Source organism: Kaistella polysaccharea, assembly GCF_020410745.1.
Taxonomy (GTDB): Bacteria; Bacteroidota; Bacteroidia; order Flavobacteriales; family Weeksellaceae; genus Kaistella; species Kaistella polysaccharea.
In genome coordinates this window covers 2,408,791-2,434,874 of sequence record NZ_CP084528.1, presented here as the reverse complement: position 1 = coordinate 2,434,874, position 26,084 = coordinate 2,408,791, and the positions used below count along the sequence as shown (strand labels likewise).

At 36.3% G+C, this 26,084-nt stretch carries 24 protein-coding genes; 5 read left to right on the top strand and 19 right to left on the bottom strand.

What is annotated here, in order from left to right; genetic code table 11:
* Nucleotides 1–46 precede the first annotated feature (46 nt).
* The 3 genes from dusB to LC814_RS11270 all read left to right on the top strand — a co-directional run bounded on the left by dusB (nucleotide 47) and on the right by LC814_RS11270 (nucleotide 3,613).
* The gene (gene dusB / locus LC814_RS11280; protein WP_226064027.1) at nucleotides 47–1,042 is read left to right on the top strand and encodes a tRNA dihydrouridine synthase DusB; all 996 of its coding nucleotides are present in this window, start codon (nucleotides 47–49) and stop codon (nucleotides 1,040–1,042) included.
* Between the two features lie 296 nt (nucleotides 1,043–1,338).
* The gene (locus LC814_RS11275) at nucleotides 1,339–2,268 is read left to right on the top strand and encodes an ABC transporter ATP-binding protein (RefSeq protein ID WP_226064026.1); all 930 of its coding nucleotides are present in this window, start codon (nucleotides 1,339–1,341) and stop codon (nucleotides 2,266–2,268) included.
* Nucleotides 2,269–2,296: 28 nt separating this feature from the next.
* Entirely contained in the window at nucleotides 2,297–3,613 is a 1,317-nt protein-coding gene (locus LC814_RS11270; RefSeq protein WP_226064025.1) for an ABC transporter permease, read from the top strand.
* A gap of 185 nt (nucleotides 3,614–3,798) precedes the next feature.
* Here the strand turns inward: LC814_RS11270 and LC814_RS11265 are convergent, their stop codons facing one another.
* The 9 genes from LC814_RS11265 to LC814_RS11225 form a co-directional block, all read right to left on the bottom strand.
* Nucleotides 3,799–4,689 (bottom strand): hypothetical protein, encoded by an 891-nt coding sequence (locus LC814_RS11265; RefSeq protein WP_226064024.1) that lies wholly within the window; start codon nucleotides 4,687–4,689, stop codon nucleotides 3,799–3,801.
* A gap of 699 nt (nucleotides 4,690–5,388) precedes the next feature.
* Nucleotides 5,389–6,063, bottom strand: coding sequence for a porin family protein (locus tag LC814_RS11260; RefSeq protein WP_226064023.1), 675 nt, complete (start codon nucleotides 6,061–6,063; stop codon nucleotides 5,389–5,391).
* Nucleotides 6,064–6,082: 19 nt separating this feature from the next.
* Nucleotides 6,083–6,955: a succinate--CoA ligase subunit alpha gene (gene sucD / locus LC814_RS11255; RefSeq protein ID WP_193810710.1), complete on the bottom strand. Its 873-nt coding sequence runs from the start codon at nucleotides 6,953–6,955 to the stop codon at nucleotides 6,083–6,085.
* A gap of 81 nt (nucleotides 6,956–7,036) precedes the next feature.
* Nucleotides 7,037–7,939 (bottom strand): UDP-3-O-(3-hydroxymyristoyl)glucosamine N-acyltransferase, encoded by a 903-nt coding sequence (locus LC814_RS11250; RefSeq protein WP_226064022.1) that lies wholly within the window; start codon nucleotides 7,937–7,939, stop codon nucleotides 7,037–7,039.
* A 17-nt stretch (nucleotides 7,940–7,956) separates the two neighbouring features.
* Nucleotides 7,957–8,520 (bottom strand): elongation factor P, encoded by a 564-nt coding sequence (gene efp, locus LC814_RS11245; protein ID WP_226064021.1) that lies wholly within the window; start codon nucleotides 8,518–8,520, stop codon nucleotides 7,957–7,959.
* A gap of 48 nt (nucleotides 8,521–8,568) precedes the next feature.
* Nucleotides 8,569–9,357 carry an acyl-ACP--UDP-N-acetylglucosamine O-acyltransferase gene (gene lpxA / locus LC814_RS11240; RefSeq protein ID WP_226064020.1) on the bottom strand — a complete coding sequence of 263 codons (789 nt, stop codon included), beginning with the start codon at nucleotides 9,355–9,357 and terminating at the stop codon, nucleotides 8,569–8,571.
* Nucleotides 9,358–10,755, bottom strand: a complete 1,398-nt coding sequence (locus tag LC814_RS11235) for a bifunctional UDP-3-O-[3-hydroxymyristoyl] N-acetylglucosamine deacetylase/3-hydroxyacyl-ACP dehydratase (RefSeq protein ID WP_226064019.1) — start codon at nucleotides 10,753–10,755, stop codon at nucleotides 9,358–9,360.
* On the bottom strand, nucleotides 10,748–11,779 hold the full coding sequence (lpxD, locus tag LC814_RS11230; RefSeq protein ID WP_226064018.1) for a UDP-3-O-(3-hydroxymyristoyl)glucosamine N-acyltransferase: 1,032 nt from the start codon (nucleotides 11,777–11,779) through the stop codon (nucleotides 10,748–10,750). Before lpxD ends, LC814_RS11235 begins: the two co-directional genes overlap by 8 nt.
* Nucleotides 11,780–11,963: 184 nt before the next feature.
* Nucleotides 11,964–13,175, bottom strand: coding sequence for an HD domain-containing protein (locus LC814_RS11225; RefSeq protein ID WP_226064017.1), 1,212 nt, complete (start codon nucleotides 13,173–13,175; stop codon nucleotides 11,964–11,966).
* A gap of 279 nt (nucleotides 13,176–13,454) precedes the next feature.
* Here LC814_RS11225 and porX point away from each other — a divergent pair, with 279 nt between their 5' ends.
* Both porX and LC814_RS11215 read left to right on the top strand, forming a co-directional pair.
* Complete coding sequence (gene porX, locus LC814_RS11220) at nucleotides 13,455–14,996, top strand: T9SS response regulator signal transducer PorX (protein WP_226064016.1); 1,542 nt, start codon at nucleotides 13,455–13,457, stop codon at nucleotides 14,994–14,996.
* A gap of 129 nt (nucleotides 14,997–15,125) precedes the next feature.
* Nucleotides 15,126–15,887 carry an exodeoxyribonuclease III gene (locus tag LC814_RS11215; protein ID WP_226064015.1) on the top strand — a complete coding sequence of 254 codons (762 nt, stop codon included), beginning with the start codon at nucleotides 15,126–15,128 and terminating at the stop codon, nucleotides 15,885–15,887.
* A 108-nt stretch (nucleotides 15,888–15,995) separates the two neighbouring features.
* On the opposite strand, the gene LC814_RS11210 is transcribed toward LC814_RS11215, so the two are convergent.
* From LC814_RS11210 to LC814_RS11165, 10 genes are all read right to left on the bottom strand, one after another.
* Nucleotides 15,996–16,376: a septal ring lytic transglycosylase RlpA family protein gene (locus LC814_RS11210; RefSeq protein ID WP_226064014.1), complete on the bottom strand. Its 381-nt coding sequence runs from the start codon at nucleotides 16,374–16,376 to the stop codon at nucleotides 15,996–15,998.
* A gap of 339 nt (nucleotides 16,377–16,715) precedes the next feature.
* Entirely contained in the window at nucleotides 16,716–18,020 is a 1,305-nt protein-coding gene (gene rimO, locus LC814_RS11205) for a 30S ribosomal protein S12 methylthiotransferase RimO (protein WP_226064013.1), read from the bottom strand.
* Nucleotides 18,021–18,065: 45 nt separating this feature from the next.
* Entirely contained in the window at nucleotides 18,066–19,283 is a 1,218-nt protein-coding gene (locus LC814_RS11200) for a cation:proton antiporter (protein WP_226064012.1), read from the bottom strand.
* Nucleotides 19,284–19,434: 151 nt separating this feature from the next.
* Nucleotides 19,435–20,295, bottom strand: a complete 861-nt coding sequence (gene rfbA / locus LC814_RS11195; protein WP_226064011.1) for a glucose-1-phosphate thymidylyltransferase RfbA — start codon at nucleotides 20,293–20,295, stop codon at nucleotides 19,435–19,437.
* 1 nt (nucleotide 20,296) lies between these two features.
* The gene (gene rfbB, locus LC814_RS11190) at nucleotides 20,297–21,376 is read right to left on the bottom strand and encodes a dTDP-glucose 4,6-dehydratase (RefSeq protein WP_226064010.1); all 1,080 of its coding nucleotides are present in this window, start codon (nucleotides 21,374–21,376) and stop codon (nucleotides 20,297–20,299) included.
* Nucleotides 21,377–21,386: 10 nt separating this feature from the next.
* The gene (gene rfbC, locus LC814_RS11185; protein ID WP_226064009.1) at nucleotides 21,387–21,932 is read right to left on the bottom strand and encodes a dTDP-4-dehydrorhamnose 3,5-epimerase; all 546 of its coding nucleotides are present in this window, start codon (nucleotides 21,930–21,932) and stop codon (nucleotides 21,387–21,389) included.
* Nucleotides 21,932–22,930 carry an MraY family glycosyltransferase gene (locus LC814_RS11180; protein WP_226064008.1) on the bottom strand — a complete coding sequence of 333 codons (999 nt, stop codon included), beginning with the start codon at nucleotides 22,928–22,930 and terminating at the stop codon, nucleotides 21,932–21,934. The genes rfbC and LC814_RS11180 overlap by 1 nt, the downstream gene beginning before the upstream one ends.
* Entirely contained in the window at nucleotides 22,930–23,835 is a 906-nt protein-coding gene (locus tag LC814_RS11175; protein ID WP_226064007.1) for an NAD-dependent epimerase/dehydratase family protein, read from the bottom strand. The genes LC814_RS11180 and LC814_RS11175 overlap by 1 nt, the downstream gene beginning before the upstream one ends.
* Nucleotides 23,832–24,863: a WaaS/CpsH family glycosyltransferase gene (locus LC814_RS11170; RefSeq protein WP_511190241.1), complete on the bottom strand. Its 1,032-nt coding sequence runs from the start codon at nucleotides 24,861–24,863 to the stop codon at nucleotides 23,832–23,834. The genes LC814_RS11175 and LC814_RS11170 overlap by 4 nt, the downstream gene beginning before the upstream one ends.
* Nucleotides 24,864–24,869: 6 nt before the next feature.
* Nucleotides 24,870–26,003 carry an NAD-dependent epimerase/dehydratase family protein gene (locus LC814_RS11165; protein WP_226064005.1) on the bottom strand — a complete coding sequence of 378 codons (1,134 nt, stop codon included), beginning with the start codon at nucleotides 26,001–26,003 and terminating at the stop codon, nucleotides 24,870–24,872.
* Between the last annotated feature and the right edge of the window lie 81 nt (nucleotides 26,004–26,084).

Genomic DNA, 26,084 nt, shown 5'->3' with positions numbered 1-26,084 from the left:
AATTTTGTTTTTCATTTTTTATTTTCATAATTAATATCTTTGCACCATGATAAAAATCGGCAATATATCGCTGCCCGAATTTCCGTTGCTTCTTGCACCAATGGAAGATGTGTCGGATCCGCCTTTTCGAAAATTATGTAAAATGCACGGTGCAGATATGATGTATTCGGAATTTATTTCTTCGGAAGGACTAATTCGAGATGCCATGAAAAGCATGAAAAAACTCGATATTTTCGATTACGAGAGACCTGTCGGAATTCAGATCTTTGGTGGAGATGAAGAAGCGATGGCTCTTTCTGCAAAAATTGTAGAAGCCGTAAATCCTGATATCGTGGATATTAATTTTGGCTGCCCGGTAAAAAAAGTGGTTTGCAAAGGCGCAGGTGCAGGAGTTTTGAAAGATATTGATCTGATGATTCGCTTGACAAAAGCGGTTGTTAATTCTACACATCTTCCGGTGACGGTGAAAACCCGTTTGGGTTGGGATACCGAAAGCATCAATATTATGGAAGTTGCCGAAAGATTACAGGAAGTTGGTGTAAAAGCGTTGACTATTCACGCCAGAACACGCGCTCAAATGTACAAAGGCGAAGCGGACTGGAATTACATTCACGCCGTTAAAAATAATCCAAATATTGAAATTCCTATTTTTGGAAATGGCGATATCGACTCGGCGCAAAAAGCTTGGGAATATAAAAACAAATATGATTGCGACGGGATTATGATTGGCCGCGGCGCGATTGGTTATCCTTGGATTTTCAATGAAGTGAAACATTTCTTTGCAACCGGAGAAGTACTTCCGGAACCTACAATTACACAAAGATTAGAAGCCGTACGTCAACATGCGGAATGGAGCAAAGACTGGAAAGGCGAACGATTAGGTTTAATAGAAATGCGACAACATTACGGAAATTATTTCCGTGGTATTCCGCATTTTAAAGATTTCCGACGAAAGTTTTTGGAGGTTTTTACTTTAGAAGAAATGGATGGCGTGATTGCAGAAGCTGATGCGTTTTATAAAGATTTTGAATTTGTAAATTAGATAAGAGCCTAGTAAAAAGTAGAAAGAGCCAAGTTAAGATTTGGCTTTTTTTAATTATGGTCAGCTCAAAAAATTCTGTATCGACTGAAATACGAAATTCTTGATTTAACGCAAAACATAGCCCTGATTGAACGGCCTGTTTGAGCTCTTTTTAGAGATTTTTGTGGTGGCAAAAAGCCGTGGCAGAAATCTCTAAAAAAGCGAGTAGTGAAAGCAGGTTCCCGGCTCCTAAATATTTATGTTAATTTCAGTAACTTTTCGCGTCTTTAAAGGACTAATCACCTAAACTTGTTGAGATGCTGAGAGCAGAAAATGTAACTAAAACCTATAACGCTGGTAGGAAATTGGCGTTGGAGGATTTCTCTATAAACGTACCGGAAGGCAGTATTTATGGACTTTTGGGTCCGAATGGTGCAGGAAAAACAACTTTTATCCGGATTATTAACCAGATTACACAGGCCGATTCTGGCGACGTTTTTATCAACAACCAAAAACTGAATCCCGAACATATCCGACAAATCGGTTATATGCCGGAAGAACGGGGTTTGTACAAAAATATGACTGTGGGCGACCAGCTGCTATACTTCGGAGAGCTGAAAGGAATGACCAAAAATGATGCGCTGAAAGAGGCAAAATATTGGTTTGAACAATTGGAGATCGATCAGTGGTGGAAGAAAAAGCTAAGCGAACTTTCAAAAGGAATGGCGCAGAAAATACAGTTTGTGGTGACCGTTTTGCACCGCCCAAAATTGCTGATTTTAGATGAACCATTTTCTGGTTTTGATCCTGTAAATGCGAATATGATCAAAGATCAGATCCTAAATTTAAAGAAAAACGGAACTACGATTATTCTTTCTACACACCGCATGGAAAGTGTTGAGGAAATGTGCGATTATGTGGCACTGATTAATCAAGCGCGCAAAGTTTTAGACGGAAAAGTGTTTGATGTTCGCGAACAGTTTAAGAAGAATATTTTTAATGTAACACTTGCCGATATTGATTCTGAGCGTTTTGAAGAATTTAAAAAACAATTTGAAATCCATCATTATTCCACGGAAAATGAATTGATTTCTTTTGATTTAAAAAACGACAGCGATCAGCATTTGCTTTTAAATGAATTAATGAAAGTTGGTAAAATCCGGTCTTTTGATGAAAAGATTCCGAGTATGAACGAAGTTTTCATTAATGCCGTCAGTGGAAATCAAAAAACCGAACTGGTTCTCTAAACTGCTCTAAATTATAATAAAAAATTTCATGAGAAATATATTTCTGATCACCAAAAGAGAATATTTAACGCAGGTTAAGAAAAAGTCTTTTGTCATTCTGACGCTTTTAGGTCCGGTTTTAATGATTGGTTTTGGCCTTTTGATCGCTTTTATGTTCAAAGCCAATGAAACGTCCAGCACGTTTAACGTGGTTGATAAAAGCGGACTTTTTGTAAACAATCTGAAAGGTAACGCTCAGATTAAATATGTATTTGTACCGGCCGAAAACGAGCGCGCGCTAGAAGCCACTTTAAAGGACATGGATGGTATTGAAGGTTTGTTGGTTATTCCCGCGCTCCAAAATAACAATTATGAGCAGCTCCAAAAAGACACCAAACTGCTGATCAATAAAAAAATTGGTTTTGATACGAAATCAAGTGTCGCCTCGGATTTATCAAAAATAATTCGGAAAGAAAAAATAAAAACACTTGGCATTTCTGAAGATCAAATGACTGATCTGGAAAAGAATTTTGACCTCAATACCAAAAATGTTGTCGATAATATAAGTTCCGACAGCGATCTTTCTTTCGGAGTAAAATCTGGCCTTGCGATGGTTCTTATGTACGCAGTTTTTATGTTTATCATTATTTACGGTGTTCGCGTAATGCGCAGCGTATTAGAAGAAAAAAATAACCGCGTGGTAGAAATCATTATTTCTTCCGTAAAACCATTTGAGTTGATGATGGGTAAAATTTTGGGTGTTACTCTGGTGGCTTTAACGCAATTTAGTATTTGGATTACGATGGCAGTTTTAGGCGCCTTATTTTTAAATACAGGATTGGGCGCAATGAAAAATCAAATTCCAGGTGGTGAACAGTCTGCGGAAATGATTCAGAAATTTGATTTTAAACAAACTGCCGGCGAAGTTTCCCATATTCTTTTAGATATGAATGTTCCCGTAATCATCGGTGTATTTATTATTTTCTTTTTATTGGGATATATTTTTTACAGTTCAATGTATGCGGCCATCGGGTCGGCTGTAGACAACGAAACCGAAACACAGCAGTTTACCTTATTTGCTATTATTCCCCTAATGTTGGGAATGTACGGCAGTTTCACCATTATGAATAATCCGGAAGGACCGCTCGGGTTCTGGTTGTCGATGATTCCATTTACTTCGCCAGTTGCCATGATTGCGAGAATTCCTTTTGGAGTTCCGATGTGGCAGATTTTGGTTTCTGTATTGCTGCTTTTACTTTCAACATTGTTAATGGTTTATATTGCGGCGAAAGTATATCGTGTGGGAATTTTAATGTACGGGAATAAAGCGAGTGCTAAGGAACTTTGGAAATGGATTAGAAGTTAGAAAATTACCGCTCTAAATGCAAATTTTTGTAAAAAAGTAAAATTCCATCAATTTTCATTGATGGAATTTTTTTCAATCATAATTTCCGGAAAATAAAGCGCAGGCTCGAAAACTTCCAACCAAATACTTGCTAATTTAAAGGTCAAAAAATTAACAATTTTAGGCGTAAAAAAGTTCTGGTGAGATTAATGCAACAATTCCTGAGCAATCATTACTTTTTCATTAATAATATTGTTCCATAATTTTTCAGTAGAGACCGTAAAATAATTAGTGCTGGAAATTTTGGGTCTCCATCTGAAGTAAAAATCGTAAGATCCACCAACAATTCCTTTCTCTGGGATATATACGAATCTATCAATTCCTCTATATTCATTATATCCATCATGTCCCCACCAACCATCAAAAGTCCAAAATTGAAAGGCTTTAAAACCATTAACATTTAATTCTTTTGACAAATAGTTTCTGAAAACAAATGTATTATCAATATATCTGATAGGGCTATTATTTCTAATATCCATTATAAAATCTTCATTTGGTAACTGTTCTTTCAAGCTTCTCTGCATTTCTCTTATAGTCACTTTTTTTTCCTCTGTATTAATAGTTCCATAAGAAGTTATTAGTGGGGATTTAAGTTTTGAAATACTGAAAAATTCTGTTAAGCAAAATTTTGAAACATAATATTGACCGTTTAACCTTTTTATGATTTTATATTTTAGCGTTTTATTTTCAGGTTTATTTTCAGTTTTCCAATCAAAAATTAAGGTACGAAGTTTACTGTTTGAAATTATTTGGTTCTTAAAATCAGCTGAATCTATTACCTTCCAATTGTTACCTCTTTCGTCTAAGCCAGGTAATATCTTTTCGTCTAAATCGGGCAAAACGGACAACAGCAAAATATTATTTTTTGATATAAATACATTAAATACATCAATATTTTTATTGATGTTATACAAGTCCTTAGTTTCTAAAGTGTATTTATTTACTTTAAATTCTGTTTTTAAACTATCCAAGAAAAAATATTCTTGAGAGAACATAAAACTGGATATTAAAAAAAATACTATTATTAATTTTTTCATTAATAAAGTGAAATTTCAGTTGGTTAATTGGGTCTCAAGTATGAGCAAATATCGGATGTTTCCGCGAGTTGTGATAAAGCAAACTTTCTTTTGACGTGTAATATTAAGAAAGTAGGAAAGAGCGCGAGCGAAGCGAGCGTCAATGTTTTCAAAGTTGTAGAAAAATTTTCATCTTTAAAAAAAATTTGCCGGTAAGACTGCAAGTTTTTGGAAATTTGAAAAAGCGCGAGCGAAGCGAGCGTCAATGTTTTCAAAGTTGTAGAAAAATTTTCATCTTTAAAAAAAATTTGCCGGTAAAACTGCAAGTTTTTGGAAATTTGAAAAAGCGCGAGCGAAGCGAGCGTCAATGTTTTCAAAGCTATAGAAAAAATATTCGTGGTAAAAAATATTCGCCGGTAAAACTGCAAGTTTTTGGAAATTTGAAAGAGCGCGAGTGAAGCGAGCGCCAATGTTTTCAAAGTTGTAGAAAAATTATTCGTCTTTAAAAAGAATTTGCCGATTAAACGCCTAATTTTCCCAAAATAAAAATTCCATCAAAATAAATTGATGGAATTTTTTATAGTAATTGATTTGTTTGATGTAGAACTAATCTCTAGCCCTGATTGAAACGGCATCCTTTTGCGCAGCGCAGCGGAGCAAAAGATAGAGTTGAAAGCAGGTTCCCGGCTCCTAAAAAAAGGTCAATTTAACGCCCAAATTTTAGTTAAAGATATAGCTTAATCCCACGCTTAAAACCTGTTCAGATTTCTTCTTCGCGATACTCGGATCTGTTCCGGGCTCGTTCATCAATCCTTTATAAGTATTTGTAAGTCCTAAATCATAGCGTGCTGTAATTTCAAGTCTTCTTAGATAAGAAAATCCAAGTCCAAAACCAACTGCCATATTAAAACTACTTGCTTTACCGTTTACACCAGGGTATTCCGGTAATTGATCAACAGCATAATAAGGTCTCGATGAGGGGAGATCTGTCGTCTTTTGACTCACCAAAAAATTAAATTTCGGACCTGCCATTGCGAAAAACTCAGATTCAGCTTCAGAAAAGTAAGCTTTAAAATAAATCGGAACGCTAATATAGTTATTCGCATAAACCGCGTCATATCCGCTGGCTCCTTTGAAGTCTTTATTTCGTCCAGATTCGCCCGCACCTAAGTATTCTACGCCAGGCTGTAAAAAAAACTGATCATTATTGTCGACGGGAATTAAGGCCAGTACTCCACCGTACCCCGAAAACAGGGGTCCAGAAGGATTATGTGCATTCGTCACACGGGAATAAGTCGCGCCACCAGTTACACCGAAACGCGTACTGCTCAAATCGATCTGAGCGGACAATGCAACAGAAGCAACCAATGCCGAAGTTAAAATTATTCTTTTCATACCACTTGTCTTTTGTGTCTTATCCTAAAACTTTCGCTACCGTTGCGCCGATTTCTGCTGGAGAATCTACAACGTTGATTCCGTTTTCTCTCATAATAGCCATTTTAGCTTGAGCAGTATCTTCATCGCCGCCAACGATCGCACCTGCGTGCCCCATTGTTCTTCCTTTTGGTGCAGTTTGTCCCGCGATAAATCCTACAACTGGTTTTTTAGAACCACTTTCTTTGTACCATCTTGCAGCTTCAGCTTCTAAGTTACCACCGATTTCACCGATCATCACTACCGCTTCAGTTTCTGGATCATTAATAAAAAGTTCCAAAGCTTCTTTTGTAGTCGTTCCGATAATTGGATCACCACCAATTCCGATCGCCGTAGAAACTCCATAACCTGCTTTTACAACCTGGTCAGCAGCTTCGTAAGTTAAAGTTCCTGATTTTGAAACGATTCCTACTTTCCCTTTTTTGAAAACGAAACCTGGCATAATACCTATTTTCGCTTCATCAGAAGTAATAATTCCCGGACAGTTTGGTCCGATCAATCTGCTATCTTTGTCAGCAAGGTACGCTTTTACCTTCACCATATCTTCAACCGGAATTCCTTCCGTAATACATACAATTACTTTGATTCCAGCTTCTGCAGCTTCCATAATCGCATCAGCCGCGAATGCTGGCGGTACGAAAATAATACTCACATTAGCTCCCGCTTTTTCTACTGCATCTGCAACCGTATTAAATACTGGTTTTCCTAAATGTTCAGATCCACCTTTTCCTGGCGTAACTCCACCTACAACGTTGGTTCCGTATTCAATCATTTGACCTGCATGGAAAGTTCCTTCGTTTCCGGTAAAACCCTGTACGATTACTTTAGAATCTTTGTTTACTAATACTGACATCTTTTATTTTTTAAATTTATTTTAATTTTAATGCTTACAAAATTACTCAATAATTATTGAATTAAAGAGGAACAGAAAGCGTTATTTCAAATTTTTGAGTTTGATTTCCTTGCGCAGATACTGCTTAAATTCTTCTGCTATAGATCCAAAATAAGTTCCCTTTTTAAGATCCCGATTTACACCGCATTTTGCTAAAAGTACCGTACCCGATTCTACTCTTACACCAGACGCCATACCGACCTGTCCCCAAATAGTCACCTCATCTTCGATAATGCAACATCCTGCGATTCCGGTTTGGGAGGCGATGAGACATCTTTTTCCGATAGTTGTATCATGACCGATCTGGATCAGATTGTCTAAAACTGACCCTTCACCAATGATGGTGGAGTCTGTAACGCCGCGATCGATGGTACAGTTGTTTCCGATTTCCACATTATTTTCAATGATGACATTTCCAACTGAAATTAAACGGTCATAATTTCCGTCCAGTTTTCTGTAATAAAAGGCATCGCCGCCTAAAACCGTGTTGGACTGAATGATGACGTTGTCGCCAATTACCGTTCGATCTCCAATCACTACATTAGGATAAATAATACAGTCATTTCCGATTTTCACATTATTGCCGATCACTACGGAAGAATGAATCTGCGTTCTGTCACCGACTTCTAATTCGTGAAGGGTTTCGCCGAAATGGATAATCTTTGTAAAGTGCGTATTGATTCTATTAAAATCGCGGAAAGGATCATCGGAAATCAACAGGCCTTTTCCTTGCGGACAATCAACTTCTTTATCAATTAAAATAATCGTTGCGGCAGAATTGAGGGCTTTATCGTAATATTTCGGATGATTTACAAAAACAATTTCCCCACTTTTTACCCGATGAATTTCATTGGTTCCCAGAACAGGTAAATTTTCGTCACCAATTATTTTAGCGCCAATAATTTCTGAAATGGATTTAAGAGTTTGTGGTTTTGTAAAAATCATCGATTTTTGTTGCTAAATTATTTTACTCTTTCTAAGTAAGATCCGTCTTCGGTATTTACTTTAATTTTATCGCCTGCTTCGATGAACAAAGGCACCATAACGCGGGCACCAGTTTCTACGATTGCATTTTTAAGTGCGTTTGTCGCGGTATTCCCTTTTACACCTGGATCAGCTTCCGTAACTTCAAGATAAACTGTTGGCGGGATTTCCGCTGATAAGGGAGACTCGTCAGAATCTTTCAAGATGATGGTAACTTCTTCGCCAGCTTTCATAAACTGTGCGTTTTCAATCATTTCTTTATCCAAATATATTTGGGAGAAATCTTCATTATTCATAAAATGAAAGCCGTTATCATCTTCATATAAATATTGAAATTTACGGGTGATCACTTTTACCTCATCAATCTTGTGACCTGCAGAAAAAGTATTCTCCAATACTTTTCCGTTGGTTACCGATTTCATTTTGGTTCGTACGAAGGCTGGTCCTTTCCCTGGTTTTACGTGCATGAATTCGATAATTTTAAAAATATCGTTGCTGAATTCAATACACATTCCTTTTTTAATATCGTTGCTTGTTGCCATTTATGGTGATAGTTGTAGTTGAAAATTAATTTTCAGTTGTTTATTTATTTAATCTTTGCTTGTTCCGTAGCCTTTAACAATTCCACGTGGAGAATTTCGGATAAATTCCAGAATTTCGTCGCGTTCCAGAGTAGGCAACATTTCTTTTTCAATATAGCTTGATGCTTGAGAAACATTAAGTTTCATCTGAAAAATTGCCCGGTAAATTTTTTGAATTTCGAAAATTTTGTCATTGGTAAATCCTCTTCGTCGAAGACCAACTGAATTAATACCAGCGTAGGTCATCGGTTCTCTCGCAACTTTCACATAAGGAGGAATATCTTTCCGAACCAAGGTCCCGCCAGAAATCATCACATGCTTACCGATCTTACCGAACTGATGTACCGCAGAAAGTCCGCCCATTACCGTATAATCTCCTATTTCCACATGACCCGCGATACCGCAGCCATTTACAATAATCACATTATTACCGATGATACAATCGTGAGCGATATGCGAAGTTGCCATAATTAGGCAGTCTTTCCCAAGCTTGGTGTGACCTAAAGCTTTCGTACCCCGATTTACCGTAACACATTCGCGTAAAGTAGTTCCGTCACCAATAATTGCCTGCGTATCTTCACCGTCGAATTTCAAATCCTGCGGAATTGCAGAAATTACCGTTCCCGGAAAAATTCTACAATTTTTTCCGATGCGTGCTCCATCCATAATGGTAACATTAGGACCAATCCAGGTTCCTTCTCCGATCTCTACATCGCCAGCAATTGTTGTAAACGGTTCTATGGTAACGTTTTTGCTGATGATTGCTCGCTTATCTACGGCAGCTAATTGGTGAATCATTTAATCCGCTTTATTTTTTGCCACCTGAGCCATCAATTCTGCTTCTACCACGACACTGTCGCCTACATAACCGAAGCCTTGCATGTGTACAATACCTCTTCTGATAGGCGAAATCAATTCAATTTTAAATATCATGGTATCTCCCGGCACCACTTTTTTCTTGAATTTTACTTTGTCCATTTTAATAAAATAAGTAGAATAATTTTCCGGATCGGGCACGCTTGCCAAAACAAGAATTCCTCCCGTCTGCGCTAAAGCTTCCACCTGCAGAACACCGGGCATTACAGGTTCTTTTGGAAAATGTCCGACGAAATAGGGCTCATTCATGGTAACGTTTTTCAACCCAACCACATGAGAATCAGACAATTCTAAAATTTTATCGATTAAAAGAAATGGTGGGCGATGGGGCATCAACCGCATAATTCCATTAATATCATAAACCGGTTCTTTGTTTATGTCGATATCTGGAACATTTTTCTTTTTTTGCAACTTCCACTGTCTGTTCAGTTTTTTAGCAAACTGCGTATTAACAAAATGACCAGGTTTATTGGCAATAACTTTACCTTTAATTTTAACGCCGACTAAAGCTAAATCTCCGATCACATCTAATAATTTGTGACGGGCAGCTTCGTTGGGATAATTTAAAGTCAGATTATCTAAAATTCCATTCGGGCGAATAGAAACTTCATCTTTTCCGAAAGCTTTTTTTAACTTTTCCGATGTTTCGTGGGTAAGTTCTTTATCAACGTAAACAATTGCGTTGGAAATATCGCCACCTTTAATAAGTCCGGCATCCAACAGCATTTCTAATTCATGCAGAAAGCTAAAAGTTCGTGCGGCAGAAATCTCAGTTTTAAATTCGGAAATATCTTTCAGCGTAGCATTTTGGGTTCCCAAAACTTTGGTTCCAAAATCTACCATGGTCGTCACTTCGTAAGAATCAGAAGGAATAATGGTAATTTCTGAACCAGTCGCAGGATCGCTGTAACTTAAAACATCTTTTACAATTAAATATTCCCGCACTGCGCCTTGTTCTACAATACCCGCCTTTTCGATAGCTTCCACAAAAAACTTAGAAGAACCATCTAAAATTGGTGGTTCTGCGCTGTTCATTTCCAATATTGCATTATCAATATCGCAACCTACCAAGGCAGCTAGAAGGTGTTCGCAAGTATGAATGCGTACGCCCAATTTTTCTAAAGTAGTACCACGTTCTGTGGTCGTTACATAATTGACATCAGCTTCGATATGAGGAGTTCCCTCCAGATCAGTTCTTATAAAAACAAAACCTGTATTTTCTTTTGCAGGTTTTATAGTTAAGGTCACCTCACGACCTGTATGAAGTCCGATTCCCGACAGGGAAACTTCTTCATTTAACGTTTTTTGTTTATCACTCATTAGTGTTATCTTTTGAGTTGAGCTCAAGATTATTTATTCGTTTTACGATATCGGTAAAGTTGCGGAAATGCACGTAATTCCGTCTGTAGTCACTTGCATTAATTGCTGGTGAGCCGTAGAGACTTTCCCCGTCTTTGGGTTTTTTGTTCACCCCACTTTGGGCTTGTATTTTTACTTGATTTCCAATTTGAATATGACCGGCTATTCCGGCTTGACCGCCAATTTGATTCCAATCTCCAATAACTGTAGAACCTGCAATACCTGCCTGCGCTGCAATTACGTTGTGTTGGCCAATTTTCACATTGTGCGCAATTTGAATAAGATTGTCGATTTTAGTTCCTTTACCGATGATCGTCGAACCGATAGTACCGCGGTCAATACTGCAGTTACTGCCGATTTCTACATGATCTTCAAGAATAACATTACCGAGTTGGGGAATTTTTTGATAGCCATCTTTCGTGGGCTGAAATCCGAAACCATCAGATCCGATTACGGAATTTGAATGGATGATACAGTTATCGCCAATAACACAATAGTCGTAGATTCGTACGCCACTGTACAAAACACAGTTTTTGCCTATTTTTACATTTTTACCAATATAAACCTGCGGATATATTTGGCTGCCTGCTCCTATTTTTACCTTTTCACTTATGCAGGTAAAAGCACCGACGTAGACATTTTCGCCTAATGTGGCGGTTTCATGACACACTACTCCATCTTCAATTCCGGACTTTCTATCCTGCATTTCCTGATAAAGATTCATCAGAACCTGAAAAGACAGATAAGCATCTTCAACAGCGATAATAGTAGGTTGATACGGAATATCCGTTAAAAGTTTTTCGGAAACAATAATAACAGAACATTTAGAATTTGGGATTTGATCAACAAATCTCGATTGCGCAACAAAAGACAGATGTCCTCCTTCCGCACTTTCTATGGGCGCCACTCCTTTAATAATGGCTTGGTCATTTCCTATGATTCGACCGTTGATAAAACTTGCAATCTGCGACGCGGTAAACTCCATATCTTGCAAATATAGGAAATTATGAAATATTTTTTCTCTTTTTATAATTTTTATGAATTTTAATAGGTTCAAACACTTATTACTGAACAATATAGTCAGTCAGTTAGGTGTACGTGAAAATAAATCTTAGTGAAGCTACATTAAGTCAAATTTTCGCTATTAAAACCACCTCTGTTAACTTTACTTAAATTTCCCGGGGAAAAGCCAATATATATTTGGTGTTTGGCTGACTTATAAAAGAAGAAAGAATTTGGTTTTCAGAATAATCTAACCGTATTTTTTCACCGTTTTTCTGCAGCAAGAAAATAGACTGTTCCTCAGAATTGTAAGGCAAAAGGTGACGGGAAAGCTGATTCACCAATTCTTCACCAGCACCAAGACCATACTTCTTATCTGTAAGTTGTTTTTTTTCCTGAATGAACTCCGCTGGAAAAGGCTGCGAGGAAATGACTGTTCGAGGGAAATTTCTTTTGATAACGCAATTGCAGAGGTAAGCCAAAACAACATCATCATTCTTCGACCAGAATTTCATCGCCTGAATAACATCATTATCATCTAATTCGGTAAAGCGCTGCAAGTCTTCTTCGGTGGCACTTTCAAACTTATTTTTACGCAGAAAATAACTTAAGTTTTCGGAGGCCAGAAGATCTTTACCCTGCGAAACCAATATTTTTGCGCGTGATAAAATCTTGACGAGTAAAAACTCCGCGATGGCTGCTGTTTTATGGTAATAAACCTGCCAATACATGAACATTCGAGCAGTTAAGAAATTTTCAATAGAATAAATACCTTTCGCATCAATTACCAATTCATCCTGCGAAACATTCATCATCGAAATGATTCGCTGCGTGTTCACATTTCCTTCTGAAACTCCCGTGTAAAAACTGTCTCGTTTTAAATAATCCAAGCGGTCTACATCAAGTTGAGAAGATATCAGCTGATTGAAAAATTTACGGTGATATTTCCCCTGAAACATTTCGATCGCAGTAGAGAGCTGGCCCTCAAATTCGATATTCATTTTTCGCATTAATAATAAGGACAGTTTTTCATGGTGCCAATCATCCATCAACATATTTTCCAACGCGTGAGAAAAAGGGCCGTGTCCAACGTCATGAAGTAAAATTGCCAACATTGCCCCTTTTTCTTCTTCTTTTGAAATAGCGACGCCTTTTAGTTTTAATGTTTCTAAAGCGGTAAACATCAAATGCATCGCGCCCAAAGCATGATGAAAACGCGTATGTGTAGCGCCAGGGAAAATGAGGTTTAAAAGTCCAGTTTGGGAAATCCGGCGTAATCGCTGAAAATAAGGATGTTCAATAACATCAAAAAGAATTTCGTGCGGAATACTAATAAATCCGTGAACGGGATCGTTGATAATTTTAAATTTATTGGTCATAATCTAAATTCCATCGGCTTTTTAATTGCGTATAGAACCCTACAAATTTACATATTTGTTTTAAAGCATATGATAAGGACGGAATATTTGAAATCATTTTGATTAATTCTTTTCCCAAAAATATCGAAGTTTTGATCAATAAAATTAACGGAAGTTTAACTTGGTTTTAAAGAAAAGTTGGCAGTTAATGGTTGTATTTTTGAGGCCGAGACCAAATCGATCACTTTATCAATTAAACTGATTGCCTTGTTCTCCTAAATTTTAATAAACAAAAAATGTATGTCAAAACTTATTTGGATTGATGATGAAGTAGATTTACTAAAACCACATATTGTATTTTTAGAAAACAAAGGGTACCAGATTACGCCCGTAAATAATGTAAATGAAGCACTGGAACTCATTGAAAAAGAAAATTTTGCGTTGGCACTTCTAGATGAAAATATGCCAGGAATCTCTGGTTTGGAAGCAATTCCGATGATTAAAAATATTGACTCTGCTATAAAAATTGTAATGGTCACTAAAAATGAAGAGGAACTCATCATGGAACAAGCGATCGGCTCTCAAATTGCCGATTATATTTTAAAACCAGTAAATCCCAACCAGGTTTTATTGTCTTTAAAAAAGAATCTTCAGGAAGAAACTTTGGTTGAGCAAAAAACAATTTTAGAATATCAGCAGGAATTCCGGAATCTTTCGATGGAACTTTCTTACTTAAGAACGTATCAGGAATGGGCAGAGTATTATAAGAAAATATTGAACTGGGAAATTAAATTTGATAAAGTATTTGATAGTGAATTTTCTGATCTGTTACAATCTCAAAAAGAGGAAGCCAATATTCAGTTTTCTAAATTTATAGAAAACAACTATGAAGATTGGTTAAATTCCTCTGATAAACCGATGATGAGCCACACTTTATTTAAAGATAAAGTAAAACCAGAAGTTGAAAAAGACAAAGTTCTTCTGTTGATGGTGGATAATCTGCGGTACGATCAATGGAAAGTCATTGAACCTCTTTTCACTAAATTTTACCAAAAAACTTCAGAGGATTATTACTACAGCATTTTACCAACGGCGACTCAATATGCGCGTAATTCTTTTTTTGCAGGTTTAATGCCCTCCGAAATTGAAAAGAGATTTCCTGATTATTGGTTTAATGATAACGAAGAAGGTAATAAAAATGAGCACGAACGCGATTTTCTGGAAGATCAAATGAAACGCTTAGGTTTGTCTGGAAAAAGCATGAAATATCTGAAAATTTTAAATGCAGATTTCGAACGTAAAATTCTGGATGATTTCAACCAACACAAAAACAATGATTTACTGGTGATTGTGTACAATTTTATCGATATTCTTTCGCATGCAAAAACTGATAATGTGATTGTGAATCAATTGATCCGTGATGATAAAACCTTCCGGTCGCTGACTTATAATTGGTTTGAAAATTCCTCTTTGCTAAAAATTATCAAAATGGCTGCAGAAAGCGGGTATAAACTCGTGTTGACAACAGACCACGGAACCATTTATGTTAAAAAGCCGAGTAAAGTCGTGGGTGACCGCGAAACTTCTACAAATATCCGGTACAAAACGGGAAGAAGTTTAACGTATGAGAAAAATGATGTTTGGGCAATTTCGAATCCAGAAAAACTTTTTTTACCGAAAGGAAATTTAAGTTCAAAATATATTTTCGCAAAGAATAATATCTTTTTAGCCTATCCAAAAAATTATAATCATTTTGTAAATTACTACAAAGAAACCTACCAACATGGCGGGATTTCTCTGGAAGAATGTATCATTCCGATTTGCGTAATGGAGCCCAAATAGTTTTTCATAGTTTATTTAGTTTGGGTTTCTGAGGCGGGAAAGATCTTTGATTTTTCCCGCTTTTTTATGGAATATTGCGATTGCAAAAAGCCGCAAACAAATTGTATTTTTGAAAATATTAAAAAATTTATGAGAATAATATCATATAACGTCAACGGAATTCGCGCCGCTTTTACAAAAGATTTTGTGGGCTGGCTGCAAGTCGCTGATCCAGATGTAATCTGCATTCAGGAGAGCAAAGCTGGCAATGATCAGATTGACATCGAAAGTTTAGAAAAGGTCGGATACTTCAGTTATTGGCATTCTGCCCAAAAGAAAGGATATTCCGGCGTCGGAATCGCTTCTAAAGTGAAACCGATACATGTAGAATACGGATGCGGTATTGAACATTACGATTCAGAAGGAAGAATTATGCGTGCGGATTTTGAAGATTTTTCAGTGATTTCCGTCTATGTTCCATCAGCTTCAAATAATGGCAGACTCGTTTTTAAAATGAAGTTCTGCTACGACTTTTTGGAATACATTAAAACATTAAAGAAAACCATTCCTAATCTTGTAATTTGTGGTGATTTTAATATTTGCCATCAGGAGATCGACATTCACAACCCGGAAGGTTTAAAAAATGTCTCCGGATTTTTGCCTATGGAAAGAGAATGGCTTACTCAATTTATTGAAGAATGTGAGCTCATCGACAGTTTCCGATACTTTAACAACCAACCAGAAAACTATTCCTGGTGGAGTTATCGCCAAAATTCACGTGCAAGAAATAAAGGCTGGAGATTGGACTATAATTTTGTTTCGTACGCTTTAAAAGACCGACTCTCGCGCGCAGTCATTCTGAAGGAAGCTGTTCACTCTGACCACTGTCCTGTAATGGTAGAATTGTCTTAATTAAAATTGTGACGAAAAGAATTCTTCATCACAAAATCAAAATATTGAACATAAAAAAAGCCGTTTGGTCCTATTGACTAAACGGCTTTTGATTTTTTAAATTTTACGTTATAAATCGTAATCTATGATTTCGTATTCAACAGGCATGGTACCTCTGGAAGGATTACCGATCGCTTTAAATGCTGCCTTTGTAAGATCGAGTGCGCGAGATGAATGGAAAGGACCGCGGTCGTTTATTTCTACTATTACACTTTTTCCTGATCTTAGGTTGGTTACTTTTACTTTGGTGCCGAATGGAAGTGTTCTATTGGCGGCAGTTAATTTCGAATTACTAAAAATATCTCCGCTTGCAGTTTTTCTACCGTTGAACTTATCGTGATAGAAAGAAGCAAAACTTGTCTTTTTAGCATCGTTGGTATCATTTTTGAAAGAAAAGATACCAAGTGTTGAAATCATCATTATGATTAGGAGTATTCCTCTTTTCATCATTTTGAATTATTTTTATTGGTTTTGACTCTGCAAATTTATTCCGAAATTGACTTACACAACTTTTGAACCGTTAAACTCCGTTAATGAATTGTTAATTTTTTGTTAACAATCATTGGATAGTCGCTAATAGTGGCTTTTCACGAAGGTTCTTAATTTGTGTTAAAATTGAGTAGTAAATGTTAATTTTATTAACTAACCACCGCATAGTATCTATACATTTTTAGAGATAAAAGACTAAATACCAATCACTTAAACAAAAAATACTTTTAGAAATTCTAAAAGTATTTTTATTACAAATATTTTTGTCGATCTGATAAAAAATCAACTTAAAAATGCTAATTACCAAACGAGCTCACCGTATAAATCGAATTCTTCTGCGCTGGTAATTTTAATATCAGCAAATTCTCCGAGAGATAAATAGGTGTTTTCAGCAGAAACCAAAACTGTATTGTCTACATCGGGTGAATCAAATTCGGTACGGCCGACAAAATAATTGCCTTCTTTTCGGTCAAACACACATCGGAAAACCTGCCCAATCTTTTCCTGATTCTTTTCCCAAGAAATCTGCGATTGCAATTCCATAATTTCTTCAACTCTGGCTTCTTTTACTTCTTGAGGCACATCGTCTTCTAAAACATAGGCCGTTGTATTTTCTTCGTGAGAATAGGTAAAACATCCCAAACGATCAAATCTTTGCTCCCGAACCCATTCTTTCATTTCCTGAAATTTCTCTTCAGTCTCTCCGGGGAAACCCACAATAAGTGTGGTACGGATCGCCATATTAGGAACTTTCTCCCGAAACTTGGCCAGCAAAGCATTTGTTTTTTCATGCGTTGTGCCACGTTTCATAGCTTTCAACAAATCAGAATTGATGTGCTGTAAAGGAATATCTATATAATTACAAACTTTTGGTTCATCTCTTATAATATCCAAAACATCTTCCGGAAAACCTGTTGGAAACGCGTAATGCAAACGAATCCATTCAATTCCTTCCACTTTTACAAGACGTAAAAGCAAATCGCCAAGCGCGCGCTTTTTATAAAGATCTAAACCGTAATACGTTAAATCCTGAGCAATTAAAATAAGTTCTTTAACGCCTTTTTTAGCCAATTTTTCAGCTTCTATAATCAGGTTTTCAATTGGTGTAGAAATATTTTTTCCGCGCATTAAAGGAATAGCACAAAAAGAACACGGTCTGTCGCAACCTTCAGCAATCTTTAAATAAGCGTAATGTTTAGGAGTAGTTGTCATTCTTTCGCCAACCAATTCGTGTTTGTAATCGGCTCCTAACTGCTTTAACAAAAGGGGTAAATCACGAGTACCAAAATACTGATCAACATCAGGAATCTCCCGGATTAAATCGGGCTTGTATCTTTCTGACAAACATCCGGTAACGAAAACCTTTTCTACTTCTCCCCGATTTTTAGCTTCTACAAATTCCAAAATGGTATTGATAGATTCCTCTTTTGCATTATCGATAAAACCACAAGTATTGATGACCACGATGTCACCTTTATCTTCATGAACAACGTCTTTTCCATTCGCCTTAAGTTGCCCCATTAAGACTTCAGAATCATAGACGTTTTTTGAACATCCTAAGGTTACAATATTTATTTTCTTTTTTCCGACTGATTTTGTGCGCATTATAAAATTTATTGGGCGCAAAGATAAGCATATAAAAGCGAAAAATTATTCAGGTGCCTCAACGTCTTTTTTAAATTTAGAAAACTTGAGCATTTCAGGATTGATTTTTTTCTCGAATAAAAGGCCGATCATCATTACAAATGTGGTCAATAAAATGACCTGAATAACCACGGATTCATTGAGATAGGGAAAACGGTCTTTTGGGGTAATGCTTAAAAATAAAAGGACCGTAATTAAGCCGCGTGGTGCGATATAGAACAAAGGTTGTAAATCCATTTTCCCGAGTTTGAGAAAGATTGCGCGCAATACATAAATTACGACCACAATTGAAACAGACCAAACCAAAGAATCGGTATTGATAATATCTTCAGTTTTTAAAACAAAACCAAATACGATGAAGAAAAGGGTTCGTACGATAAAAGTCGCTTCGATAACCACATCTTTAAAATGCTGCACTTCACGGGTAAGTTTTGTAAAACGGACATTCCGTAAAAATTTAAGGTTCCGCATTTCATCAACATTTCCCAGAACGAGACCGAAAAAGAGAATAAATATTAACGCTGGTAAATGGTAAATTTTTGCCACCTGGTAAATGAGAATGTTTAAAATGATGATTGGACCGTATTTGATATGATGATCAATTTTAGCCAAAAGAACCGCAAGTACAAGCGACGCAACCACGGAAATTACAAGCATCAACATAAACTGACCCGCAAAATGGAAGGCTCCAGTTAGCGTAATCGCAGTACCAAAAGTTGCAAAATTAAAGAAGAGGACTCCGATAATATCAGAAAGACTGCTCTCATAAGTTATAAACTGCCGCTTTTCCCGCGATAGATTAATGGCGCTGGGTATCGCGATGGAACTGCTGATAATACAAAAGGGAATAATATTGATCAAACTTTGTTTAAAGGAAAGATTCCATTCATAATACAAAAATGCAGAAAACCCAAGAGCAATAATAACCAAAGGAACGAGTGCAATAACTGCGGATTTTTTTACTAAATTTTGGGTAGATCTGTTGAGTTCAAGTTCCAGGGAACCTTCCAAAACTATGAGTATCAGTCCGACCGTTCCTAAAATTGGCAAGATTACATTTAGGTTTGGGATGATAATATTGTACAAACCACCGATCTGGTTGAGCATCCAACCTGTTGCAAGCAATAAGATTACAGAAGGAATTTTTGTGAATTTTGTGGTAATATCAAAAAGGTAGGATATCAATAAAATAAGACAGATCCCGATAATAAATATTTCAGCCATGACGTAAATATATAAAAAAAACCAAGAAACACTGCGTTGCAGCAGTTCGCATGTTGAAAATTTAAATCATGTGATCCACTTTTCAGTAAAATTTAAACCAAAAAAAGAGCATACTCTACGCATGCTCTTCCTTTTTTTAACGGGAAAAATGTTAGTCGACTAATTTCTTCAAATAATCTCCATAGCCACTTTTTCCATATTTTTTAGCAGATTCAAGGAGTTGTTCTTTATTGATAAATCCTTTTTTATAAGCAATTTCTTCAATACAAGAAATCTTAAAACCTTGTCTTTTTTCTAAAACCTTTACGAACTCCGAAGCTTCGTGTAATGAATCAAACGTTCCGGTATCTAACCACGCAGTGCCGCGAGACATTACGCCAACTTCTAAATCTCCTTTTTCAAGATAGATTCGGTTAATGTCCGTAATTTCTAATTCTCCACGTACAGATGGTTTTAAATTCTTAGCATATTCCACTACCGAATTATCATAGAAATATAATCCCGGTACAGCAAAATTTGATTTTGGATTTTCTGGTTTTTCCTCGATGGAAATTGCTTTTAAATTTTCATCAAATTCAACAACTCCATATCGTTCAGGATCTGAAACTTGGTAGGCGAAGACACATCCACCTTTTACTGAAGCTTTACTGGCAAGCAGTTGCGCCAATCCAGTTCCATAAAATATATTATCTCCAAGAACCAAAGCCACGGAATCATCGCCGATAAATTCTTCACCCAAGATGAATGCTTGCGCTAATCCATCAGGACTTGGTTGTATTTTATATTGAATATTACAGCCAATCGAGGATCCGTTACCCAAAAGTTTGATAAAACCCTCCTGATCATGAGGCGTCGTAATAATTAAAATATCCTTAATCCCCGCCAAAAGCAATGTTGACAAAGGATAATAAATCATGGGTTTATCGTAAACCGGCATCAGCTGCTTACTTACCGCTATAGTTAAGGGGTAAAGTCGTGTACCGGAACCGCCGGCGAGAATAATTCCTTTCATCTTAAGAGTATTGTTTGTCGTAATATTTTTGATAATCGCCGCTTGTGACGTGATCCAGCCATTCTTTGTTTTCCAGAAACCAGTCGATTGTTTTACCTAATCCCTGTTCGAAAGTTACGCTTGGCATCCAACCTAATTCTTTGTTCAGTTTGGTTGCATCTATGGCGTACCGTAAATCGTGTCCGGGTCTATCTTTAACGTAGGTAATTAATTTTTCTGAATGACCTGCAGGATTTCCTAATTTCTCATCCATTTGCTTGATCAGTTCTTTTACCAAATCAATATTTTGCCATTCATTAAAACCACCAATATTATAGGTTTCTCCGGTTTTTGCTTCATAGAATATTTGATGAATTGCTTTCGCATGATCAATCACATACAACCAATCTCTAGTGTATTTTCCATCTCCATAAATAGGAAGTGGCTTTCCATTCAGAATATTAGAAATGCATAAGGGAATCAATTTCTCCGGAAAGTGATTCGGACCATAATTATTGGAGCAGTTAGAAAGGATAAATGGCATTCCATACGTATTTCCATAAGCGCGCACCAAATGATCAGAAGCTGCTTTACTAGCCGAATAAGGCGATTGCGGATCGTAGGCTGTAGTTTCTAAAAAGAAACCGGTTTCGCCTAGACTTCCATATACCTCATCTGTAGAAACATGATAAAAAAGATTTTTACGGGTTTCATCTGGATAATTCCCATGCTGATGGTCCGGATTTAAAGTCCAAAATTCTCTGGCTAAATTTAAAAGGTTTGCAGTTCCGTTGACATTCGTATTAATGAACGCGCTTGGATCTTCAATACTTCGATCCACATGGCTTTCTGCCGCTAAGTGAACAATCGCATCTGGATTATACTTTTCAAAAACCTTTCTCAATTCATCAACATTGGTAATGTCTGCTTTTTCGAAAATGTAATTGGGTTCATTTTCAATGTCTTTTAAATTCTCCAGATTACCTGCGTAGGTTAAAGCATCTAAATTGATAATTTGTGTCTCCGGATGATTTTTAACGAACTCGCGAACAACATGAGAGCCGATAAAGCCGGCACCACCGGTAATAATTATATTTTTCATATTTATTTTTCTAAAAGTTGTGTGCTGCAAAGGTAGGTTGAATTTTATCTTTTTCCGAAAGTAGTACATCCGCTTCGGGTAATTTCCAGTCGATATTTAAATCTTGATCGTTATAGGAAACTCCACCTTCGGAGTCTTTATTATAAAAATTATCGCATTTATAAGCAAAAACAGCTGTTTCAGTTAGGACCGAAAAGCCATGTCCGAAGCCGCGCGGCACATAAAACTGCAATTTATTTTCTGCAGACAATTCGATACCGAACCACTTCCCAAAAGTCGGCGAATCTGGTCGTAAATCTACAGCGACATCCCACACAGAACCTTCTAAACAGGAAACGAGTTTTGCTTGTGCATGTTCGCCTTTCTGTAAATGAAGTCCGCGCAAAACACCATAAGATGATTTTGAAATATTATCCTGCACAAAATGACCATTTAAACCTGTTAGATCTTCAAATTTCTTTTCGTTAAATTTTTCAAAAAAATATCCCCGCTCATCTTCGAAAATTGTCGGTTCAATAATATAGCAGTCCTGGAGTGGCGTTGGTTTGATCTTCATTAAGATTGTTTTATTAAGGATTTCTTTAAAATATTTAATTTAAGAAAAATATACAAGATGGCAGTTGGAATTAGAATCATTGCAAATATAAACCAAGTATTTAAGCCTGACAAAATCACAAAAATATTAATTAAAAGTTGAAATAATCCATACAGTAAGCTCACGGTTAGATGAGACTGTTTTTGTTCATTCACAAAAAGCTGATATAAGTGGCGGCGGTGGGCTTCTAAAATATTTTCGCGTCTTTTTATTCGTTCAACGATCGTTATTACGGTATCAATTCCATATAGACTTAAAAAAAGCAACCATTTAAAATCTCCTGTTTTTATAATCAGCATCGCAATAAGCGCGATAATCCAAAAAGCGATTCCCATACTTCCGACATCGCCCAGAAAGCATTTGGCTCTTTTACGGAAATTAAAAAAAAGAAAAACGATACAGGCTAACGTCGGGTATACAATAAAATCTTTTAAGATGAAAGGCGCAATTTCCTGATTCACATACCATAAAGAACCTAAAATCACCAAACTGTAGACTCCGGATATTCCATTAATACCATCCATAAAATTATAGGCATTCAAAATGCCGATAGCGAGGATATAAACGAAGGGAAGCTCCCAGATCGGCAAAATTGTAAATCCATTAACAAAATGAAGCAGTAAAGTCACCGCAATAAAGTGAAAAATTAAACGGGTTTTTGTAGGAAGATCGACGAGATCATCAACAAAACTTAAAATAGTAATGAGTAAAAATCCTGCCCCAAAAACAAAAAAGTTAGGCTGATCCTCAGCACCATATAAACCATCCGAATTAAAAAACATTTCTGTCCCAATGAATAGTAAATAAGCGATTGGGAAAATGATGCCTCCTCCACGGACCGTAATATCAGAATGCGAAGTGCGGTGGTTAGGGTGATCTATGATATTATACTTGGTCGCGATCCTAAAATACACCATCAGAAGTACAAAAAACACCGCGGTAACGATAATATATTCCATTACTTTCTAAAGCTTTTGATGGTCTTTCGTAAACCTTCTTCGGCGGTAAAAGGTAATTTCGTCATACGAAGCAACTGGTTTATTTTGTGATTAGAAATAACCAAAGAAGAAGTCATTTTTTGCAATCTTTTAGTGTTTAAGGGCAAAGGTAAAAAATCTCCGATTGTAGCCACCCCATTAATGAGGAATTTTGGCACCGCAATCTCAGAATTTTTCACTTCTAAGACTTCTTTTATGACTTTAACTATTGCTGTGGTTGACAATGGTTCGTTATCTGAAATGTGGTAAATACCACTGTGTAGCAAATGTCTATTTTCAATAATTTTAGCGATGTAAAAATTAAAGTTTTCGATACCAATAAATGACCTTTCATTTTTAAAGGCTGCAAGCGGATAAGGCAGGCCAGTGGAAATGATTTTATATAATAAACCCAAATTCCCTTTATCACCAGGCCCGTGAATCATCGGTGGTCGAAGGATAATTACTTTTTTGTAGCCAGGTACGGTTTGACTTTGTAGCCATTCTTCGGCTGTTCTTTTTGTTTTCCCATAGGGAGAAACTGGGAAACAATCATCGTTTTCAGTTAAAGGTTTTTCGGCCGAGAACTCCTGAATTGCCGCCACCGAACTGATGTAAATCAGTAAGGATGCTGTCGAATTTATAAATACTTCAAAAATATCTTGCGCCAGTTTTATATTTGAAAAATAATAGTCCTCTTCAGAGGCCTTTTTTTTGTTGTCGTGCGCTTTACCGATTAAATTGATGAACACTTCTGTCTCCTGATCAATTTTAGTTTCCCACCTATTTTCACGAACCGATAATTCTTGAATTTCGAAGTCTTTTTGTAAAGAGCGTGTAAGGTTTTTTCCGACAAAACCGGAACTTCCGAAAATTACTACTTTCATATTTTATGTTCAAGGACTGTATCCCAATAGCCAGGATTTTTCATTGTAAATATTTCGTTAACCCAGCCTTCAAGAGACATCGTTTGTCGTAGCTGGTCATTAATTTCTTTAAAGTCTGTTTCAAAGAATTTCTTGTCGAATTGTACATTTCCTCTTTCGATGACCCAAATATTTTGTGGATCATAAAAAGGATATGTTTTTATTTCGGGATTGGTTGTAATTAATTTTCTACCCGCGCCCAAAGTTTCGAAAGTTCGCATTGTTAAACCATTTTGGCCTTTATGAGTAATATCCAGTATGACTTTAGATTTTTTATAAATATCCACAATTTCCTTGTGCTTCAGACTTCTGAAAGATATTTTTGCCGGATCAAAGGTTCTAAAATCTTTTTCAGTAAGTTTTTTAAACTTAAACAAAGTTTTACTGGGAGAAAAATAATAGGTAAACATCGTAAAATTATTTTTTTCACACCAATTTCTTGCGGACTCACAGATCATGTAACGGTCTGAATGAGCAGTTCCGATAAATGCTAAATCATAGTCAAATTTTTTATCAATTTGGTTTAAAAGTCCGTAATCAGGAGCAAAAAACAAAGGACGAAATTTCATTTTATATTTCACGGCATCTTTGCTGTCAAATGTATATTTATAATCGAAATACTTTAAAATACCAAAGCCATTAGAATTGTTATTAAACGAATCATAGGTATAAAAAATAAATTTGATTCCCGGATTATTTGATTTTATAAATTCCAGAAAAAACGCTGGAGTAGCTTCCCCTTTTATAAGTAAGAAGTAATCGTATTTATAATCCTTAATTTTTTCTATAATCGCTTTAAAATATTCATTAATTTTAACGGTATATAACTCTTTTTTGATCCGTAAAATTGCTTTTGTAAAAAATGAATTGGAAGGCCGTTCGTCGAAAAGATCGACTAGAGCTCCTTGATTTTCCAATTCTTTTTTTATAAGTTCTTCATAATAAAAAAACTTAACCGATATCAACAAAACCCTTTTACCTTGCAGCATCCTGAATTATTTATACAATCCTTTTGATTTCATCTCTTCCATCGATTGTTCGTATTTATCTTCCTGAATTTCCTGCGTATTCACCCAATCTGTAAATTTTTTTAATCCTTCCTCAAAACTTACTTTCGGTTCAAATCCTAAGAAAGATTTAATTTTAGCCAAATCGGCAAAGTTATGCCGAATATCTCCTAATCTGTAATTTCCCGATATTGCAATGGGAACATCAATGCCATAATTCTTAGAAAGCCCTTTAGCAACCGACATTACATCGATGGCTACACCCGTTCCGACATTAAAAACTTCATTGTTTGCCTCCTCTTTTTCCAAGCCTAAAATTGTTGCCTCGACCACGTCATCAATGAAAACGAAATCGCGGCTTTCTTTACCATCTTCAAATATCGTTATTGCATTTCCGTTTTTAATCTGTGTTGAAAATATGGAAAGAATTCCGGTGTAGGGGTTTTTTAATGATTGTCCGGGGCCATACACATTTTGATAACGAAACGCAACGCCGGCGATTCCGATTGTTGGGCAGACGGTAAGCACCATTTGTTCTTGATTTTGTTTGGTAATGCCATACACGGAAGATGGGTGAATTTTAGAGTCTTCATCTGTAGCCACCAAAGTAAGCGCAGACGAATTCGGATAATTAGGTTCAAAATCTTTTTGATCCATATCTTTGGAAATTCTGTGCTTCGGATACACCGCGCCCAATTCTTTACTGATATATTTTCCTTCACCATAAATCGAGCGCGAAGAGGCGACAATTACTTTCTTAATTTTGTAACTGCCATTTACCAACAAATCAAGCATCAAAGAAGTTCCCGTAATATTTACATCCACATATTTTTGAACTTCGTACATGGATTGTCCAGTGCCGGTTTCAGCAGCATAGTGAATGATGGCATCCTGACCTTCCAGCGCTTTTTTCCAATCTTCAATATTGGTAACCGTTCCGTAAATTAATTTAACGTGGTCTTTAATGCTGAGAAAAAGGGGTGAGTTTTCGGTCGGATTTTCACCATGGATTTGTGGAGATAAATTATCTAAAACAGTTACGGTATAACCTTTTGATATTAATTTTAAGGCCAAATTTGATCCTATAAAACCCGCTCCGCCGGTGATGAGTATATTTTTCATTTTAAATTTTCTCCCATTTTTTGGTGTTCAAAGCTTTTATTTTATTTCCTCAGACGGAATATAATTTTAAAAGCCTTTACC